Raw genomic sequence first — 20,283 nt, 5'->3', positions numbered from 1 at the left:
ATTATCGCCCTCCAACCACGTCAAACACTGGTACAGCTAGGCACTGTCTTAATCCATCTAAAAATTTATCTTTGTCAAACTCATAGCCATAGGGAGACTTTGGGTTTGCTGTAACACAAACAACATTGATAGGATTAATAACCTTAATAACTCCTCCTTGTTTTTGAAACTTGTAAAGTGTATCGCTAGTTAAAAACACCTTAGTTCCATCTTCCACAAGGAAAGTAATGTTTTTATACAAACTTGTAGTTTTCATAATATCATCTATAAGTTTATCTGAAATAACACCTTTTATAACAACATAACTTACAGTTTCATCTAGGGCTTCTACAATTTCTTTTGACGCCTCTAGGGCGGTTAAAACTTGTAATGTTTTATAGGTATTATTTTCATAAATTATACCAACTCTTCCTTGACTTAAAATGTGACTTCCAAGTTTTATTATAGAATTGTTTTCTTCATGGGGTAAGCTTAACAATTCAATGGTATGTTTTGTTTCTTCTATAACTCTTCTCATACTTCTAGATAACGCAGCCCCAGTAGATAAAATCGTTGCTTCTGTTATGGCGGGAGATGCAAAGGTTTTTCTACTTAAAGCTCCATCAATTATAACTAGTTCAGAGTCAAGAGATAAAAGTTCCTCTCTTATTTCTGCTAAATAAGAATTTAGGGAAGGCCCACCTAAATCCACATAACCATCACTTAATGCTCTACAAATAATTACTTCACCCATAGGGGTATGTATCCCTGTAGATCTAATAATTTCTTTAGTTATATCACTATTAAATAGGCATTGTTTTGCAGTTGCTAAAACAGTGCCTTCTTCAATGTAAATCTTGGGTTTTTCTGTAGCTGTAACCCTATCCACTTCTTCTCCATCACGTCCAATAGAAGTAAGACCCAGGGACACCTTGCCCCTGGCTTCCTTCAATATGTGGTTTAAAGTAGTAGTTTTTCCTACATTTTTATTCATGCCTATAATAGAAACACTATTATAGGCTTTTATTAATTTCAAAATTTCATTCATGTAATCCCTCGATTCCTGAAAATCCTGGATTTTCTAAGAATTAGTGTGAATGTCTTTCATTTCTTTCTAAGCCGATTGGCTCTAAAGCTAACTTTTCTCCATTAAGAAGTCCTGCAACACCAACTTTATGAACTTCTTTCTTACCTGTGCAAACATCACAAGTACATCCTGGAGTGTAGTCTGTTGGTTGAGAGTAAGTTGTAATAACTCCCTCAAAGTTTCTTAATATAACTTTGTCATGGCTTTGAGAAATAATGTAGTTAGGCATTACTGGAGTTTTTCCACCACCGCCTGGAGCGTCAACAACAAAAGTTGGTACGCAATATCCTGAAGTATGTCCTCTTAAGCCTTCAATGATTTCAATACCCTTAGAAACTGGAGTTCTGAAATGCTCTAGTCCTAGTGATAAGTCACATTGATAAATGTAGTATGGTCTAACTCTCATTTTAACTAATCCATGTACTAAATCTTTCATTACATGTACACAGTCATTTACTCCTCTTAAAAGCACTGATTGGTTTCCTAGTGGAATACCTGCGTTAGCCATTCTCTCACAAGCAGCTTTTGCCTCTTCAGTGATTTCATTTGGATGGTTAAAGTGAGTGTTTAACCAGATTGGGTGATATTTCTTAAGCATATTTACAAGGTTGTCAGTAATTCTTTGTGGCATAACTACTGGAACTCTTGATCCAAGTCTTATAATGTCAACATGTGGAATTTCTCTTAATTTGCTGATGATATACTCTAAAGTTTCATCGTTAACAAGTAATGCATCTCCACCTGATAAAAGAACATCTCTTACCACTGGATTGTTTCTGATGTACTCTATAGCTTTATCAATTCTTTCCATTGGCATAGCATCATCTTTTTGACCAGCAAATCTTCTTCTTGTACAGTGTCTGCAGTACATTGAACATTGGTCAGTTATTAATAATAATACTCTATCTGGATATCTGTGAGTTAATCCTGGTACTGGTGAATCAGTATCCTCATGTAATGGATCCTCTAAGTCAGCAGCAGCTCTGTGTGTTTCAAGTCCTGTTGGAATTGCTTGTTTTCTAACTGGATCTTCTGGGTTAGTTGGATCGATTAGAGATAAGTAGTATGGAGTTATAGCCATTCTTAATGTTTGAAGGCATTTTTTAGCTCCCTCTTCTTCTTCTTCAGTTAGTGGAATATATTTTTTTAATTCCTCTAAAGTCTCTATTCTGTTTCTTGTTTGCCATTTCCAATCATTCCATTGTTCATCAGTTACATTTGGAAATAATTCATGTCTACGATTAATCATTATTTTTCCCCCCGCATATTTAATATAATCTATTTAATTATTTTTAATACTTTTTGCAGGAAACCAAGGTGACCACTAAGCTATTAACCCAATTTTTCCTTAGTTTCCCTATTTTTTAGATTTCATATGCCAAACCTTAAAACTGAAAGCCTATAACCATATATCTCTTAATAAAAAATGCGATTTATACTATACGTATAATTCTTCAAACATTTTTCTTAAGTTTTCGTTTTCTCTTAACTCTTCTAAAGTTATTTCAGCATGTCCTTTAGTGTATCCGTTTCCTATAATCATAGTTACGTCTTTACCAACACCTTCAGCTCCTAATGCTGCTTTTGTAAAGCTTGTAGCCATTGAGAAGAAATAAACTATACCATCATCCTTAACTGGTAATATAGTTGACATCTCAGTGTTTGCTACATTTACACAGTTGATAGAAACATCAACTTCTTTTCCATTGTTGTTAGCCATAGCAATATTCATAACTTCTACTGGCTTAGTAGCATCCCCGATAACTATTATTAGTCTTTTTCCAAAATCTAATTTTCTTAATCTTGAAGCTTCTTCCTCATTTCTTACAAGAGCTATAACTCTTCCAGTTGGTCCAACTCTCTTAACACCTTCATAGCAGCAAAGCATTCCTGATTTTCCTGCTCCTCCTAGTATTAAAACTGTTTGTCCTGGAGTAACAAGTTTAGCAACTTGTGCTGGTGCTCCTGCAACATCTAATGCAGCTAATGCTAATGTTTCTTCCATATCTTTTGGAAGTTTTGCATATAGTCCGCTTTCGAAAAGAATTGCTTTTCCTTTGATTTCAACTCTATCGATATCTGGTTTAATATCTATTATTTCATCAATTCTTAATGGAGTTAATGAAAGTGATACTAATGTAGCAATTTTATCTCCAACTGCTAAATCAGTTGTTCCTTCTAATGCTTCTCCTATTTTTTCAATTGTTCCTATAAGCATTCCACCTGATCCTGTAACTGGGTTTTGCATTTTTCCCTTTTCAGCTACGATTTCAAGAATTTTAGCTTTTATTTTTTCAATATCATGATTAGCTTCTTCCTCAATTTGAGTAAAGCTTGCTGAGTCAATGTTTAAAGCTTGAACATCTATTAAAATTTCATTATCATAAATGTCCATGTTATTGTCTATTTTCACAGCTGGTTGTGGTAATACTGATTTTGGTTCTATAACTCTATGAGTTCCATATTTACATCCCTTTTTCATTTTTAAAGACCCCTTTCAATGACAAAATTATATATCTTAAACCTGTAATGGTTTTAGTCCTAAGATTTCTCTTGCTTCTTTTGGAGTTGCAATTTCTCTACCTAGTTCTTTTGCAAGTCTTACTACCTTCTCAACAAGAACTGCGTTAGATTCTGCCATTTCTCCCTTTCCAATATAGATGTTGTCTTCAAATCCAACTCTAACATGTCCACCAGCTACAATTGACATTGCTGCTAATGGGAATTCATATCTTCCTATTCCTGCTACACTGAAAGTACTACCTGCTGGAATGCTTTCCTTCATGAATAAGAAATCTCTCATATCTCCAGCGATACCACCATTTACACCCATAACAAAGCTAAAGTGCATTGGTGCTTTTATGTATCCCTTTTTATGAAGTCTTAAAGCCATATCTATCATGCCTTTATCAAAAACTTCAATTTCTGGTTTAACTCCCATTTGGATCATCTTTTCACCAAAGGCTTTTATATCATTTTCAGTATTAACAAATATTTCATCTCCACCAAAGTTACAAGTTCCACAATCTAATGTAGCCATTTCTGGCGCTAAATCTACTGGCTGTAATCTTTCTTCGTTAGTCATCCCTACTGCTCCACCTGTAGAAGGCTGAATGATAACATCTGGACATCTTCTTCTTATTTCTTCTATGCACTGTCTAAATCTTTCTCTATCCTGAGTAGGTGTTCCATCATCTTTTCTTACATGAAGATGAATGATACTTGCGCCAGCTTTGTAAGCCTTTTCAGCTTCATTTCCAATTTCCTCAACAGTATAAGGAACATTTGGATTGTGCTCTTTAGTAACTTCTGCTCCACAAATAGCTGCAGTTATTATTAACTTTTCCATAAAACTACCTCCAAGCTTTGTTAATTTTTTAACAATACCTATGCAGGAATTCCTGCAATTTACTTTCTTTTCTTATCTTTTGGAACTACGCATGTTCCGCTTGCTCTACATACAACTATAGGCTCTGCTAAAACATCACAAGCTGAATCATTTATATCTGGTCTTGGAACTATTACTTTTCTAGCTTCAAACACCATTTTTCTTGAAGTGTTTCCAACTTGTACAATTTCTCCAACAGCTTCAATGTAATCTCCAGCATAAACTGGTGCTAAAAACTCAACGCTGTCATAAGCTTTAAATAAACCTTCATCTCCATCATTTAGGATTAGTAACTCTGTAGCTACATCCCCAAATAATTGTAACATTCTTGCTCCATCTACTAAGTTTCCACCATAGTGAGCATCATGAGAACTCATTCTTAATCTAATTAATGATTTCATCCCTTTTTCCTCCTTAACCTCTATCTAAATTATTATTATTTTATGTAACCATCATTTTAATAAAATGATGAAAGATGTTACAATACTTAACCCTTACCATTAGATTCACACCTTAAAGTGTTAAAGCACTAATCCGTAATCCTTGAACCATGAAATTTATTATCCCTAAAGCTCAAAGTATATTTTCATAGGTACTTCTCTCATTATCTTTTGTATTTTCAAAGTTCATATGTATTTTTGGCAAAATAAAAAATGGCACTGAAAAATTCAGCACCATTAATAGACATTAACACCTTGGAGGCTACTATTAATGCAATGAATTTTTCATCACATAAATAGCTCTCCACAATTTAATTATGGCAGTTATAGAAGATTGCCTTCTATCCCCAAGCAATATATATATAAACATATATATTCTTTCGGCATATAAATACTTCATCCAAAGCTTTGGAGGTTTTTCTCCTTAACATCTCTGAATTACCAACTTTATACGCACCTCTATTTATGACCTATTTAATTTTATACCAATAACTTTATCTTCAATTATCATTATAATATTCCATTTTAAAAAAATCAACACATTTTTTCTCTAAATTATGTTTATATTAAGAAATTTTTAAAAAATTTAAAAAATTGCTATACTTAATCGACACTTCATTGTTTAAAGAATTTCTATATATGTATCCATCAGATCTGCTTCTGAAGCTTCATCAATGAAATTGATTACACTTTGGACCATAGAATTAGCATGAGCAGTAGTTGTAGTTACTACTACAAATCCAATTATGATACTTTGATGAATATCTTGATCTTCAACTTCTGCTATGGATACGTTGAACTTATTTTTCACTTTTTGTATTATACTTTTCACAACCATTCTTTTTTCTTTAAGTGAATGAGAAAAAGGAACATTTAAATAGACCTTACAACTTCCAATTATCATTTGTTTATCACCATCCGCTAAAATGATTCTCTAGTTATCTCACTTTATATTGAGCTAGCTCCAGCCCCTAGGAAATTTATACGCATTTGCTAATATGCATTAGTATATTATATTTATATTCACCTAAATAAATTACTTTAATTAACCAGTGCCTGAGTTAATAATTTATTTTAGTTATTTATAATATCTTCTCCTAACTCTCTCCACAAATAATAATCATCAATAAATTTATTATTTAATACTTGTAGCATCTGTGCATATTGTTTTTTATTCCAATTACACTCAGACTTAAGACATCTTTCTATGTACTGCTTAAAGAAGCTTTTCATAGTATTGTTTAGTGTAATCTCTTTAACTAAGTTATTATTATTATCACAAAGTATGATATAAATATACTTTTGTTTTATTAAATTTAACAACAACTTTAAACATTTTTCATCATTATAGTCAAACCAAAACTTATAATAATTATTAAATCCCTTTTCCCTAAGGTTTACTACTATATATTGAGCTAAAACAGCTTTACTCTTAAGAAAAGCACCTCTGATTGCAACACGAGGATTTATTATCTGAGTTTTTAACACCCTAAAGTCGTCCTTTACCACTATCAAAGTTACAGTACTTAGTTTTATTCTGTGCTCTACCAAAGTTGAGGAATTAGCTGGTAAGTCTATAATAAGATCTTCTAAGCTTCTCACATTGTTGACCTCCACTTTTAATCCAACTAATAAACATTTTTGTACAACATATTATACCACAAAATGTTACACAAACACCTAAAGTTCTAATAAGTAATACTAAATATTATTTTATTAGATAAATTTCATTAGATAAAATTCTCTGTATTTTTAGTTCTTTTATATTGATAACAGACACTTTGTAAATATACTAAATTTTTCGACATCTATAGCAATAACTGTTATTAAATGATAAAATTTATTGTATACTAAATTTTAATTTCTTATCATATAAATTATTGAATTATATATTGTGATGAAATGGAGGACAGATTATTGAGTACTAAAAAAATACTAACCGGAAATGAAGCTGTTGCAAGAGGATTTTTTGAGGGTGGTGGAATAATTGCCTCAAGTTACCCTGGTTCCCCCACAGTTCAAATCCTAGATAGTTTAAAACAGTATGAAGAAATCTTTAGTAAGTGGGGTACAAATGAAAAAGTTGCTATGGAAATAGCTATGGGGGGAAGCATTGCCGGCGCACCTTCCATGGTATCTATGAAACATGTAGGAATAAACATAGCAGCTGACCCCTTTATGACCTTTACACAAGTTAAGACAAAAGGACCACTTCTATTAGTTGTTGGGGATGATCCTGGTCTTACCAGCTCTCAAAATGAACAAGACAGCAGATTCTATGGTAAATTTGCAAACATTCCAGTGTTTGATCCCTGCAATCCTCAAGAAGCTAAAGACTTTATTGTAGAAGGAATAAAAATTAGTGAGTCTTTTAATACTCCTGTAATGATAAGACTAACCAGCAGATTATGTCATTGTAGAGGTGTTGTGGAATTAAAGGATAGAGTTGAATTTTCTTATGATGGCTTCAAAGAAGATCAAAGTAGATTTTGTATGTTGCCTCCATATGCTAATGCAGCGCAGCACTTTATGAAGGATCGAATGGAGAAGTTAGGAAACTATAATGACACCTATACCTTGAATAAACTCGATACTAATAATAGCAATATCCTAGTAATCACTAGTGGAATGTGTTATGAGAATTTAAAAGAACTTAATTTAAATGTTGATGTATTAAAACTTGGAATGATTTACCCACTTCCTATGAATCTCATAAAAAATTTATATCCTAAATATGAAAAAGTCATAGTGTTAGAGGAAATGCTACCCTTTATTGAAAACGAATTAAAAGTAGAAGGACTTAAGGTTATGGGGAAGGAATTGTTCCCATTTACTGGTGAACTTACTCTAGAACTTATTAAAGATGGACTTGCTAAAGCCAATATAATTAAAAATGAAGTTCAAAGTCTAGTGGCAGAAAAGGTTCCGCCAAGAACTCCAATGCTTTGCTCCGGATGCCCCCATAGACCTATTTTCCATATACTAAAAATGAATAAGGCTACTGTTATAGGGGATATTGGTTGTTACTCTTTAGGAATTTTAGAACCTTTTGAGGTTCATAAAACTAACATAAGTATGGGAGCTTCTTTAGGAATGGTTTTAGGCCTTGCAGAAGCAGAAAGTAAGATAGGTAAGAACAAACCTTTAGTTGCAACCATCGGCGACGGTACCTTCTTCCATTCAGGTATTACAGGCTTTTTACAACTTGCTCAAACAGATAAAAACATTACTGTAATTGTAATGGATAATAGGACTACAGCCATGACTGGTGGACAAATAACCCCTACTACAGGAGACTATTTTAAAGAAGAAGAACTTTACTCTGTGAATATTGCTGAAGTTTTAAAATCTCTTGGCATTGCTGATATTACTATAGTAGATCAGTTTAAATATAAGGAAACCAAGGAAGCTATAAATAGTGCCATGAAGAGAAATGGTCTTTCAGTAATTATAACTACTAGACCTTGTGCTCTTAACTTCAAGGTTAAAAATCCTCATTACTATGTAGATGAAAGTATCTGCATTAGTTGCAGAAGCTGCATAAGAACAAACTGTCCTCCTATTTCAATGAAGCTATATGATGGAAAAGATAAGAAAAATTCTTATATAGATAGCAATATGTGTGTAGGTTGCTCCGTGTGTTCTCAAGTTTGTCCAGTTGGGGCTATAAAATGTAGTAAATCAGAATAGGGAGGGATGATTATATGGAATGCACAAATATATTAATATGCGGTGTTGGTGGTCAGGGTCTAGTTGTTACTACTAATATTCTTTCAGAAGTTGCTTTCTTGGAGGGTTATGACATTAAAACCAGTGATGTAATCGGGCTTTCCCAAAGAGGTGGCCTAGTGTTTGGTTCTATAAGGTTTGGTGAGAAGGTACATTCCGCCTTAATCCCACAGGGAGAAGTCGATATTTTGCTTGCTCTTGAAAAACTAGAAGGTTTAAGGTGGGTTCATAACCTTAAGAAGGATGGAATAGTCATTTTAAATAACAACACTATTTATCCAAACAGAGTGCTAATTGAAAAAGAAGAGTATCCTGAAGATATTGAGAGTAAGTTAAAAGATAAGCCTTTAAAATTATTAGAAGTAGATGGAGTAGGTATTGGAAAAGAACTTGGTAACTTAAAAGTAGAAAACACAGTTCTTTTAGGAGCTTTATCAAACTTCTTACCATTCTCAGTGGAAACTTGGCATGAAGTTTTAAGTAAAACCTTCTCTTCAAAACTTTTACCTATAAATAAAGATGCCTTTAACTTAGGAAGAAGTATCTCTTTTAGTAATACTACTGAAAAATAAGACTCAAACTATGTAGACTTCTAAGCTGGATTATTATTTTATTCATCTTGGAAACCCTTAAGAAAACCAACCAGGTCCATTCACAAATTGGTTCTAGATTTTGGCTTTATATAATTAAAGCAGTGAAGATTAATCCTCACTGCTTTTTAATATTCACTGAAAAACTTTATGCTGACATTTTTTCTTGTGATTTTACTTCCTTTTTAGATGGTATATATTTATATATTGCCCAGTAAGTTAATCCAACAAACACTGCTCCACCTATTATATTTCCAATAGTTACTGGAATTATGTTATTGAATATACCACCAACTGTTAAGTGGGATAGTTTCTCTGGTGTAACATGGGATAACTCTACAAAAGCTTCATTTGTCTTTGCTAATAAACCAATTGTAAAATAGTACATATTTGCAACTACGTGCTCATAGCCAGAAATAACGAAAACAAATATTGGAATGAATCCCATTAATACTTTTCCTGATACATCTTTTGCTGCATAACTTCCCCAAACACAGAAACAAACTATGATATTACAAAGTATTCCACTTGAAAGAGCTTGTCCAAAAGAAAGACTTGCTTTCGTAGCTGCTACTTTAATAGCGTAGCCTCCTAAAGTTCCTGTAGATAATAGTCCTGCATTAAAAATTAAAACAGCAATGATTATTGAACCAATAAAGTTACCAACAAAAACTAAAGTCCAGTTTTTGATTACTTGTCCTACAGTGATTTTTTTCTCTGCTAATGCGATACTTAATAAGGCATTTCCAGTGAAAAGCTCCGCTCCACAAATTAAAACAAATAATAAACCAACTGGGAATACTAGTCCTGCTACAGTTTTTTGAAGTCCAACATTAGTAACACTATGAGAAGCCATAGATGCCCCGTATGCCCCCATAGCAATAAAAGCTCCAGCTAAAATAGCTAATAATAAAGTTTGCATTGTTTTGTTATTTGCCTTTTTTATACCTACTTCTTCAACATAATCAGTTATTTCAGCAGGTGTTAACATTTTCTTATCCATTACCCTACCCCTTTCCTATTAACAAACTATTCTTAAATTCTATTAATTTGAGCATATAAAAATATTAATTTTTTATTAATCCATGGATAATTATATTTGAGCTTATACCCTATGTCAATAAAATTCTATTTACTTTATATGCAATTTTACCCATAAAAAAAGTCACCATCCTTTGGTGACTCTATAACCAATAAATATTAAATATTTCTATTTCCTCTAATTCTAAGTACTCCTGAACAAATTCATTAGTAAAGGTGCTTTTTAATACCTTCTTAAATTTTAACAATTGTTCTTCTGTTGGCTGTAAATCCTCTTTTTTTACTTCATTGTATATTACAAAAGTTGAGTTTTCTAATTTATAGACATACTCTTCCCCCTTCACATACAAGTTATTTTCTTTGTCAAATTCAAGATTACCTAAAACATTTGAAGATATCTCTATCTTTTCAACTTTTTTTAAGGGCAAGTTATCCATATCTAACTCTGCTAGGTATAAGAATTCTTTTATTTCCCCATTGTTCCCCCCATAAGAAATAGTTCTAAATGCTACCTTCTTTTTATCCTCAGTTATAGCAGCAAAGTGAACTTCTTCTTCAGAATTTTCAAGTTTATAGATTAACTTATCACCCAAATACAAGCTATTATTGTTTCGTTGTTTATCTCCCTTGGCATAAAGATACATTTGTTCTTTAGTTACTTCCATAAGAAGACCCTTTACTGAACTTAATTTTTCCATAGAGTTTATGTCGTAAATTTCATATTTTAATACAGAGGGGTTTATTGAAGCTGCTACTAAAAGTTGCTGCTCATTAATCCACTTAAACTCCACTATATTTTGCATTTCTTCATCTTTTATAGGAATAGTTCTATAACTTTTGCTCTCTAAATTATAAATAATGACTTCTGCAGAATTATTGTTTTCTTCATAAAAATATTTAAAGGCAACATTTCTTTTATCAGGACTTAAGGTTGTTAACTCCTTAAATTTTGCACTTTCACCAATAGGTTGAAGCTGTCCATTTTTTTCATCATAAAAGTAAATATTGTTATGTCTTTCAAACACCGCTTTTATATAATTTTCCTTTACAATCACCTGATTTTCTTCCTTACTTTCCTCTTTTACAACCTTTTCCTTAGTGCAAGCAGTAAACAAAAATAAAGCAATAATGAAACTTATCATTATTACACTTCTCAATAAAACACCAAACGCCCTACTCCTTTTGAACGTCACAGATACTCACCTTCACTCCCATTAATTCCAAAACATTTATACCGTCCATTATTATACTCCTATTAATCTTTCTCTTCAATATATGATACGTAGGATAATAATATTTAGTTAAAATAAAAACAATTTTTTACAGAAGTCACTTTAAAAGGTCAGAAACTCTCAAATTAATTTTAAGCGTTATAAATTCCTACAAATAAATTAAAGAGTGCACCTAAAATCCCTTAAGTACACTCTTTAATGTTTATATAGTTTTAAAATAAACTAAAAGTCATATCTCCTGAAAAACTTTAAGGAGCTACCCTGAGTCTCTCAGTTATATTAAACTATAACTTTGGTCTTTAACACTTTTAGAAGCGAAGTTTAAATTTATTTTTTTAAGGCCTTTTCTACCACCTTAGATATTAAGTTATTATCTGTAATATAAGGAAGGGTTATGTGGTCTGTGTTCTTATGTCTTTCATTATATTCCATACTAGTTTCTATAGAATGTGGGTTTCTTGCCCAAGCTCTTCTTGCCACTCCTCCCATAACATCCCATGCCATAGAAGATTTAATTATATTATCTATCCTTTCACTACCATCAAGAACAAGTCCAAAACCACCATTTATAGACTTAGAGGTACCAACTCCTCCCCCATTATGAAGAGCAATCAAACTCATACCTCTAGCTGCATTGCCCGCAAAACATTGCACAGCCATTTCCGCCATCATATTGCTTCCATCTTTTATGTTAGAAGTTTCTCTAAAAGGTGAGTCTGTACCACTAACGTCATGGTGATCACGTCCAAGCATTATTGGTCCTACTTCTCCATTTCTCACCATTTCATTAAATCTAAGGGCAATATCTATACGTCCCTGTGCATCTTGATATAATATTCTAGCTTCTGTACCAACTACTAATTTATTCTTTTCTGCATCTTTTATCCAAATATAATTGTCTCTATCTTGGCCTCTTCTGTTTGGATTAATACACTCCATAGCTGCCTTATCAGTTTTTACTAAGTCTTCATGCTTTCCACTTAGGCAAACCCATCTAAATGGACCATAACCATAATCAAATAACATTGGTCCCATAATGTCTTCAACATAGGAAGGATATATAAAGCCATCCTTCTCATCTATACCATTCTTAGAAATCTCTTTGCCACCTGCATCATAAACTGCCTTCATGAAGGCATTGCCATAATCGAAGAAATACACTCCTCTACTTACTAAAATCTTTATAAGTTCAAAATGCTTTAATAAAGTCTTGTCTATGAGCTGTTTAAAGGTATTTCTATCTTCTTTTAAAAGCCTTGTTCTTTCTTCAAAAGAAATTCCTACTGGAGCGTAGCCTCCATCATATGGAGCATGGCAAGAAGTTTGGTCAGATAAAAGATCTATTTTAATATTATTATCTACAATGTATTGTAACAAATCTACTACATTACCATGATAAGCTATAGAAATTGTTTCTTCCTTCTCTACCTTTTCTAAAGCTACTTTAAAAATTTCCTCTAGATTGTCAGAAGCCATAGAAACCCAACCTTGATCCAATCTAGTTTTTATTCTTGAGTAGTCAACCTCTGCTACAATTCCTACTCCATTTGCTATTTCAATTGCCTTTGGCTGAGCACCACTCATACCACCAAGACCAGAAGTAACAAATATTTTCCCTCTTAAATCTCCATCATCAGCTACTCCAAGCTTTGATCTTCCTGCATTAAGTAAGGTATTAAAAGTTCCATGAACAATTCCCTGTGGTCCGATATACATCCATCCACCTGCAGTCATTTGTCCATAGTTTGCAACTCCTAATTGAGTAGCAAGATGAAAATCTTCTGGATTGTCAAACATTCCAATCATAAGACCATTAGTATTAATAACTCTTGGTGCTGTTTTAGAGCTTCTAAATAGTCCTAGTGGATGCCCACTTTCTAAAACTAAAGTTTGCTCATCTGTGATATTTTCCAAGTATTTCATTATAAGTCTATACTGCATCCAGTTTTGACATACCTGTCCTGTTTCCCCATAAGTAACAAGCTCATAAGGATATAAAGCTACTTCAAAGTCTAAATTGTTATCAATCATTACCTGAAAAGCCTTTCCCTCTAGGCATTTTCCCTCATACTCATCAATTGGCTTACCGTAAAGTCTTCCTTCTGGTCTGAATCTGTATCCATAGATTCTTCCCCTAGTAACTAATTCCTCCATAAATTCTGGAGCAAGTTCTTCATGGTATTTTTCTGGAATATAACGAAGTGCATTTTTAAGAGCTAACTCTGCCTGTGCCTTAGTTAGGGTAAATCCCCTGTCTGGAGCTCTTCTAATTCCAGTAGCAAACTCAGGCATTTTTGGCAGCACATCGTCTAGCTTTACTACCATTGCATTTTCAATACTCACATTGTTTATCATATTTTCATCCTCCCCAAATTATAAATTCATCTCAAAGGGTTTGTTTAACTCTTCAGTTCCTTTAACAACAAACCTTCCATTTTCAATGATATTATATACTTCTCCTTCTTTGGTAATAACTGATATAAATTCTAAACCATCATAAGGAAGTGTTATATCTGTATGACATTGAGTATACGCTTCTTCGATATTAGTTTTCCTTAGGATAGATTTTTCATTATCTCTAGCAATGATTTCTTTGCCATCAAGTTGGTTATAAACCTGAACATCCTCTGCGAAGGAGAAACAAGTATCTCCAATTGCAAAGTGTGGTCCCATTTTTTCTACTATAAGGATTGGTAAAATATTTACTATATCATGCTTTTGTGCAATAACATAAGCTAAAGTGTTTGTACCAATAGCAAACTCACCAAGTGGTAATGTTTTGTTCGGGAATAATAAATTCTCTTCTATATATTTTTTATTTTCTTCTGCACCCTCAAAATTTGTGCAATTATATTCTTTAATGTAACCATCTTCAAATAAAAGTTCTAAATTTAAGAACTTTAAATCGTTCAAATACACTTCTTCTACATGAAGTATTCCATTAGTTCCCTTAAGCACTGGTGATGTGAATACCTCCCCTACAGGGATATTTACATCAGCTACACAATTTTCAAAGTTAGTTTCTTTGTTAGGATTTTTGAGCTCATGCATTTTAACTTTTATGTCTGTTTTATTTGTTCCCTTACCTTTAACTTGTACATATTCACCCTTATCTAGAATATCAATAATATTTTGCTGAATTCTTTCCCATTTACTTGAATCAAGCATATTTATTTCTAAGGTATCTTCAAATATTTTTTCATATCTCTCTCCAATTTCTGGAGTAGGGAAGGCAATTATGGTAAAACTTGTTTCTGTATCTGGCATGTACTTATCCATCATTCTTCTAATTCGCCCTTGATGACTTTGGAATAACCTTGCCTGATCTTCACTGAGTTTCAAACATTCCGTCTTACTCTCTGGTGCGAAAGGAATCTCCCCAAACCTATCAAAGAAAGCTGGTCCTGAGTATTTAGAAAGTTGCTCCTTATATTCTTCTAAGACTTTGCTATATGCTTCTTCCTTTGCTTTTGTATACTCTTCATCTAAGAAAAGAGCTCCATCAAATCTGTGATCATAAGTGAATTGTTTATTTGGGTCAGTAGAATCTACAGTACTTAAAATGCATTTTAATCCAAAGGTTTCAAAATCCTTTATAAGGCTTTTAACAATTAGTTCTTGTCCCACATTAAAAATAACTCTAACTGTAGATTTTTTTCTATAATCCTTATTATCACGGGTAAACCCATTTATATAAGCATTAACTACGGTTTTAGATATTTCTTCTATCTTTCCATAGTTAGCTAAGAACTCTGCTGTTTTTATCTCATTTTTTCCAATATATCTACCATATTTAAATAAGTATCTAATATCTCTCAAGTCTTCCTTTTGAATTATTTCACTAACATAGCCTTCTATTTTTACTGCTACATCTTCAATTCTAACTTTTGCTTCTACTTCTAGCATGTCTTTTTCGAAGTTCTTTACAAGTGTAAGTAGGTTTTCAGTCTCTGCTCCGTTGCTTTCAATAGAATTATATATGTCCATATAAAAACTATTTAGCTTTTCAATCCTTTCAACTTCATGGTTGAAGGCAAGTTTTATCATAGAACAGAACCTATTGTATAAGTAGGTAAATACTCTACCTACTTCCTCTCCAAATATGCTGACTGCGTAAGCTGGATTCCCATAGCTACTATTATAGTTTTCCCCCATTATTTCTTTATAAAGATTATTATTTTCTTCTAATAAAGCCTCAAAAGTATTAGAAGTAAAATAGTCTCCCTTAACTTTCTCTTCCATTTCACAAGCCTTAACAATAAACCCTGCTAAAGCTTTAAGATAAATTAATTCTTTTTTATCTTCCTCTACAGTTTTACCTGCTATACCTCTTATTGATTCTAAAAGTTCCATGTACTTATCGGCCATTGTCATATCCCCCTTTTTTTAACTATGCCACATTTGGAAATAACTAAGCATCACTAACGCCTTATCTTTGTGAAATTAAAACAGTTAAAAACATTAATAATGTTAGTGTTTTAATTTCCTTCTTAATTTGAAAAGTCTCTAGCAACCTTGCTTTACTATTTATATGCCATATATAATTTAATAACTCCCCAAAATATGGTTTTTTTACTTATAATAAAAAGTTAACATATTCAGAATTTTAAAACAATACTTTTTGCTATTATATATAATTTTAAAGTTTAATTATAAATATTCTTTAAAAATCATGGATTACCTCCTATACTTTTCATATTATTTTCTTCCTTACTTCGACTTATTTCACTAAATTGCCTATCTTTATATCCAAAGTTGTAAAATAAGTTTTAGACTTTAGTTTTGTAAACTAGGAAAGTTAAATTCAAGGACTTAATATAAAAAATAACCAGTATATAATTTAATTTTTTTATATTTATACTTAAACTTCAACTTAAAGACTTTGTGCAAGAGCTCCCTTAGATGCGGTGACCTTTTATTCCTTTATAGAATACTCCTTGAGCTTTATAGAAAAAACAGAGAATAAAACTTAATTTATTCTCTGTTTCAGTAATACTTATTTATTTTATCGCTGACCTAGTTTTAAATTAGGTGACGCATTTAGGGTTAAATCAGCTACTCTTCCCCTTAAATACTCAAAATATGCTGCACTTCCAATCATAGCAGCATTATCTGTACATAACACTAGTTCTGGAAATAATACCTTTATCCCTTCACTGTCTCCTCTTTTTGTCATGGCATTCCTTAAATAAGAATTAGCAGCAACTCCACCAGCTATTGCAATCTTATCAACACCTTTTATTTTGCAAGCTTTTATTGCATTGTCTACAAGCACATCTACTACAGACTTTTGAAAGGATGCAGCAATATCTGCTTTATTATATTCCTCACCCTTCATTTCTAGCTTATTTAGATGATTAAGTACTGCTGATTTAATTCCACTAAAGGAAAAATCTAGACTTTCTTCATGAAAATTAGCTCTCGGGAATTTAACTGCATTTTCATTTCCCTCTTTAGAAAGCTTATCAATTTTTGGTCCTCCTGGATATCCAAGTCCTATAGCTCTGGCAACCTTATCATAGGCTTCTCCTGCAGCGTCATCTCTTGTCTGTCCCATAACCTCAAAATTACCATAATCCTTCATATGAACTATGAAGGTGTGACCTCCTGAAACCACTAATGTAACAAAAGGTGGTTCTAATTCCTTATATTGAATAAAGTTAGCGCTTATATGTCCTTCTATGTGATTAACTCCAATTAGCGGTACCTTTAAAGAATATGCTAAGGCCTTTGCGTATTGTAATCCTACTAGCAAAGCTCCTACTAGCCCTGGCCCATAGGTTACTGCCACTGCATCAATATCCTTGAAGGTTAGATTAGCTACCTCCAAAGCTTCTTGAACTACTGCACTTACAGCCTCGATATGTTTCCTTGAAGCTACCTCCGGCACTACTCCCCCAAACTTTTTATGTATATCAATTTGAGAGGAAATAATATTAGATAATACTTCTCTTCCATTTACCACCACAGAAGCGGCTGTTTCATCACAACTAGATTCTATTGCAAGTATTTTAAATTGTTTTTCCATTTATATTCACCCACTTATTTTGCTAAAATTATATAGCTTCCATATTAAAGTTTATCTACAAACACAATTGCATATAAATAAAATTATATGCTTTATATTAATTCCTTTTACTAGGTTTATTATACTTTAACACTTATTATATATCAAACATCCTTAATATTGTCTATAACTTTCATGTTGAAAATTATAATAAGCCTTATGCTTAATTTTATATTTCTAATTAGGAGAATCACTTAAAACTATTCCTATTACAAACGTAAGTTCCCTGTGGTATAATAATTTTGTAGGTTACTTAGAATATAGTATCTTTGTAAGGTATAACTTACTTTGGAAAAGCGGTTAGTTTAATCTACCAGCGCTCTTTTAGGTGAGTTAAGCGAAGTTTATCATGGGAAATATGCATTTCTAACTAAATTCATAAATTAAGGAGTAATTATGAGTAATACTAATTATGCAAAAGTTGTTGTGAAAGGATCTCCTATTTCAAAATCCAACTTTAAACTATTCAATATAAATGGAAGAGCGATTCTCCCTTTTAATTCAGGAAAGTATCATGATAGATATGCTCTTTATGAGGAAGAAATCGCCTATGAATGTAGAATTCAAAACCCTGGATTAGTCCTTAGTGAAGCCCTTATTGCTGTGCTAAAGGTTTATTATAAAAGCAAAAAAAGACATCCTGATACCAATAATATTACTAAAAGTATTTTTGATGGTGTTGAAAAAAGTGGTCTTATAGTAAATGATGCTCAAGTTAGACGGTTAATTATTGAGGAATTTTATGATGAAAAAAACCCTAGATTTGAGCTGGAGCTTTTTGGCGAAAGTATCTATAAAATGGATTATTCTATTATTAGACTGAGTAATCCATTAGCTCCAATTGATTATGGCCCACCTCCAAACAGGAAAAGTGAAGGAAGACATCAAAAGGCTGACCTTAAATCCCCTGTAAGTGATAAATCAAAACTTACCTGTGAAATATGCAATAAGACCGTATCCAAAGAAAGCTCCATTAGTGCTAATAAGGGAAAAACTATTTTATGCAAAAACTGCTTTAAAAAATTGTTTTAACTTCTTATTTCTATAAGAGCTAAAAAACAATCTAAGCTGATGTGTAAATTCAGTGGTGAATTTTTTCTCCATAAAAAACAAAAACAACCAATTTTTCAGTGGTTGTTTTTGTTTTTATAATAATTTAATTACCTTAATCTATCCAATTGATACCTCTGTATCCTCTTCTTTATAAATATTTTTTCTTTTATAAAATAATATACTAACCATAAATCTAACTACTAAATCTATGCACATTGCTGACCAAATTGCAATAACACTTAACTTTAAAACATAGGTAAAGTAGAAGGCTAATGGAATCCTCACAAGCCAAATACCAATCCCTGCAGAGTACATGGGAACCTTTGTAAAACCAGCCCCCCTCAGTGCACCGTTTAGGCAAGCTGATATGTTTTGTGGTATCTGTACAAGGCCCATAAGTATTAAGTATTTAGAACCAAGCTCTATTATTGGTTGTTTATCTGTAAGGAGCCCCATTACAAAGTGTGGTAAAAACAGCAATATAACAGACGAGAACGTAGTTAATATGGTAGATCCAATTAAAATTTCTCTCATATACCTTTTTCCAAGCTTTTTATTTCTAGCTCCTATGGTTTGACCCGTAAAGGCTGTTGCTGCTACTGCAAACCCCACTGCTGGCATAAATGAAATTGATTCTGCTTGAAGCCCTTGTTGGTATGAAGCCATGGCTATATCTCCATACCTTAAAATTAAGGTAGTTAGAATTATAGCTGACACTTGCCAAAATATAGATTCCAAAGCAGAAGGCATTCCTACTTTATATACTTCTTTAATTTGATGTTTATCTAGCACGAAACTTTCCTTAGATTTGGACCCTGCTAGTACTCCATCTTTATTGAACAATACATATAATCCAACCATTGCACCAACAAATTGGGCAATTACAAGCCCCACAGCAGCTCCCCTAAGTCCTAAGGCTGGTATTCCTAAAAATCCAAAGATAAAAATTGGACTTACTATTACATTTGTCCCATTCATAATAAATGCAATCTTCATTGGTGTTTTAGCATTTCCCATTCCTTGGAGTACCGCAGCAACTACTAACATAATTACCTGAAATGGCAATCCAAAGGCAACTATTTTAATGTATTCGTAGGCATTAGCTCTTAGTACCTCACTAGAATTTTTATATATAGTCGCAAGAAAAAAATCTCCATTAAAAAACAAAACCACTGCTAAAATTATAACTAACATTAAGCATGACAGTAAGGTTTGCATGGCTACATGTTTTATTTTCTTGTGATCTCTAGCACCATAGGACTGAGCTACAAACACAGACCCTCCTGTCGATATTCCTTTAAAAAGAGCCCAAATAATATTAGTTATCCTATTGCTTATTCCTAGTGCAGATATAGCAACAGCATCTAGCCTTCCTATAAAGCCCGCCGCCACAAAGCCCGCCATCATCTGAAGTACACTTTCAAAGGTTATAGGAAGTATCATTGAATAAATCTTTTTCCTAACCTCTCTTTGACTCATCTCCGTTGTTTCTTCCACAGGTTATCCCCCCACTACAATTAATCCAATATAATTATACCATTTTATTTCGAGTACCGAAACATTTAAAAAAATAAATATTAATTAAATTCAATAAACTTATTTTTTTCTTCTCTAGCACCCATAAAAATATACTCAATATGAACATATTTTTATGCTCATGCAAATATCATATAAAAA

At 32.5% G+C, this 20,283-nt stretch carries 16 protein-coding genes and 1 riboswitch; of the genes, 3 read left to right on the top strand and 13 right to left on the bottom strand.

Features of this window, described 5'->3' with window-relative positions; all coding sequences use genetic code 11:
• Position 1: 1 nt before the first annotated feature.
• From B3040_RS06955 to B3040_RS06925, 7 genes are all read right to left on the bottom strand, one after another.
• Complete coding sequence (locus B3040_RS06955; RefSeq protein WP_291571579.1) at positions 2-1,027, bottom strand: hypothetical protein; 1,026 nt, start codon at positions 1,025-1,027, stop codon at positions 2-4.
• 40 nt (positions 1,028-1,067) lie between these two features.
• A complete protein-coding gene (ablA, locus tag B3040_RS06950; protein ID WP_017413416.1) occupies positions 1,068-2,315 on the bottom strand; it encodes a lysine 2,3-aminomutase in 1,248 nt (415 codons plus the stop codon).
• A gap of 189 nt (positions 2,316-2,504) precedes the next feature.
• Entirely contained in the window at positions 2,505-3,548 is a 1,044-nt protein-coding gene (locus B3040_RS06945) for an L-erythro-3,5-diaminohexanoate dehydrogenase (RefSeq protein ID WP_291571577.1), read from the bottom strand.
• Positions 3,549-3,584: 36 nt separating this feature from the next.
• The gene (locus B3040_RS06940; RefSeq protein WP_291571575.1) at positions 3,585-4,415 is read right to left on the bottom strand and encodes a 3-keto-5-aminohexanoate cleavage protein; all 831 of its coding nucleotides are present in this window, start codon (positions 4,413-4,415) and stop codon (positions 3,585-3,587) included.
• 59 nt (positions 4,416-4,474) lie between these two features.
• Positions 4,475-4,855 carry a 3-aminobutyryl-CoA ammonia lyase gene (gene kal, locus B3040_RS06935; protein WP_291571574.1) on the bottom strand — a complete coding sequence of 127 codons (381 nt, stop codon included), beginning with the start codon at positions 4,853-4,855 and terminating at the stop codon, positions 4,475-4,477.
• Between the two features lie 328 nt (positions 4,856-5,183).
• Positions 5,184-5,364: riboswitch (Lysine riboswitch) on the bottom strand.
• A gap of 152 nt (positions 5,365-5,516) precedes the next feature.
• Positions 5,517-5,798, bottom strand: coding sequence for a DUF503 domain-containing protein (locus B3040_RS06930; protein ID WP_291571572.1), 282 nt, complete (start codon positions 5,796-5,798; stop codon positions 5,517-5,519).
• 170 nt (positions 5,799-5,968) lie between these two features.
• The gene (locus tag B3040_RS06925; RefSeq protein ID WP_291571570.1) at positions 5,969-6,496 is read right to left on the bottom strand and encodes a hypothetical protein; all 528 of its coding nucleotides are present in this window, start codon (positions 6,494-6,496) and stop codon (positions 5,969-5,971) included.
• A gap of 315 nt (positions 6,497-6,811) precedes the next feature.
• Between B3040_RS06925 and B3040_RS06920 the strand changes: the two genes are divergently transcribed.
• Both B3040_RS06920 and B3040_RS06915 read left to right on the top strand, forming a co-directional pair.
• A complete protein-coding gene (locus B3040_RS06920; RefSeq protein ID WP_291571568.1) occupies positions 6,812-8,584 on the top strand; it encodes a thiamine pyrophosphate-dependent enzyme in 1,773 nt (590 codons plus the stop codon).
• 14 nt (positions 8,585-8,598) lie between these two features.
• Entirely contained in the window at positions 8,599-9,195 is a 597-nt protein-coding gene (locus tag B3040_RS06915; protein ID WP_291571566.1) for an indolepyruvate oxidoreductase subunit beta, read from the top strand.
• A 166-nt stretch (positions 9,196-9,361) separates the two neighbouring features.
• Here B3040_RS06915 and B3040_RS06910 read toward each other — a convergent pair whose 3' ends face one another.
• From B3040_RS06910 to tsaD, 5 genes are all read right to left on the bottom strand, one after another.
• Entirely contained in the window at positions 9,362-10,216 is an 855-nt protein-coding gene (locus tag B3040_RS06910) for a formate/nitrite transporter family protein (protein WP_291571564.1), read from the bottom strand.
• Positions 10,217-10,397: 181 nt separating this feature from the next.
• Positions 10,398-11,396, bottom strand: a complete 999-nt coding sequence (locus tag B3040_RS06905; RefSeq protein WP_291571562.1) for a hypothetical protein — start codon at positions 11,394-11,396, stop codon at positions 10,398-10,400.
• 417 nt (positions 11,397-11,813) lie between these two features.
• A complete protein-coding gene (locus tag B3040_RS06900) occupies positions 11,814-13,841 on the bottom strand; it encodes a urocanate hydratase (RefSeq protein ID WP_291571560.1) in 2,028 nt (675 codons plus the stop codon).
• An 18-nt stretch (positions 13,842-13,859) separates the two neighbouring features.
• Positions 13,860-15,854, bottom strand: coding sequence for an aminopeptidase (locus tag B3040_RS06895; protein ID WP_291571557.1), 1,995 nt, complete (start codon positions 15,852-15,854; stop codon positions 13,860-13,862).
• Positions 15,855-16,491: 637 nt separating this feature from the next.
• Positions 16,492-17,514 carry a tRNA (adenosine(37)-N6)-threonylcarbamoyltransferase complex transferase subunit TsaD gene (gene tsaD, locus B3040_RS06890; RefSeq protein ID WP_291571554.1) on the bottom strand — a complete coding sequence of 341 codons (1,023 nt, stop codon included), beginning with the start codon at positions 17,512-17,514 and terminating at the stop codon, positions 16,492-16,494.
• 435 nt (positions 17,515-17,949) lie between these two features.
• Here tsaD and B3040_RS06885 point away from each other — a divergent pair, with 435 nt between their 5' ends.
• Entirely contained in the window at positions 17,950-18,585 is a 636-nt protein-coding gene (locus B3040_RS06885; RefSeq protein ID WP_291571552.1) for a RusA family crossover junction endodeoxyribonuclease, read from the top strand.
• Between the two features lie 138 nt (positions 18,586-18,723).
• Here B3040_RS06885 and B3040_RS06880 read toward each other — a convergent pair whose 3' ends face one another.
• Positions 18,724-20,103: an MATE family efflux transporter gene (locus B3040_RS06880; RefSeq protein ID WP_291571550.1), complete on the bottom strand. Its 1,380-nt coding sequence runs from the start codon at positions 20,101-20,103 to the stop codon at positions 18,724-18,726.
• Between the last annotated feature and the right edge of the window lie 180 nt (positions 20,104-20,283).

Source organism: Clostridium sp. UBA4548 (assembly GCF_002387895.1).
Lineage (GTDB): Bacteria > Bacillota > Clostridia > Clostridiales > Clostridiaceae > Clostridium_J.
The sequence above is the reverse complement of the archived record's forward strand: the minus strand, read 5'-3'. Positions and strand labels throughout refer to the sequence as shown.